Source organism: Mesorhizobium ventifaucium, assembly GCF_935822925.1.
Taxonomy (GTDB): Bacteria; Pseudomonadota; Alphaproteobacteria; order Rhizobiales; family Rhizobiaceae; genus Mesorhizobium; species Mesorhizobium ventifaucium.
In genome coordinates this window covers 1-402 of the sequence record NZ_CAKXZS010000095.1, presented here as the reverse complement: position 1 = coordinate 402, position 402 = coordinate 1, and the positions used below count along the sequence as shown (strand labels likewise).

Annotated in this window: 1 protein-coding gene and 1 pseudogene; both read left to right on the top strand. The window is 60.2% G+C overall.

The annotated features are described in order from the left end of the window. The coding region (locus tag NMG70_RS32565) for a transposase (protein WP_254028283.1) at nt 1-264 on the top strand (264 nt) is incomplete at its 5' end. Between the two features lie 42 nt (nt 265-306). Next, nucleotides 307-402, top strand: a pseudogene (locus NMG70_RS32560) (transposase); the annotation flags it as partial.

The window sequence follows — 402 nt, the reverse complement described above, 5'->3', positions numbered from 1 at the left end:
TGGCAGCACGTCGTCCCATTCTTTGCTTATCCCGAAAGCGTGCGGCGGATCATCTACACCACGAACGCCATAGAGGCGCTGAACTCCAAGCTACGCCGCGCTGTCCGCACCCGGGGACACTTCCCGAGTGACGATGCGGCCATGAAGCTGCTATATCTGGTGCTGAACCATGCGGCCGAGGAATGGAAACGACCGCCGCGCGAATGGTTCGAGGCCAAGACCCAGTTCGCCGTCGTCTTCGGCGAGAGGTTCGTCAGCCAATGACGAAAGTGGCCTCGCGCACAGAATTCCTGACAGTCCCTCGGCGATATCCTCATCGCCGTCGTCGATGGACTGAAAGGCTTCCCCGAAGCAATCAACGCCGTCTTTCCCCAGACCGTGGTCCAGACCTGCATCGTGCAC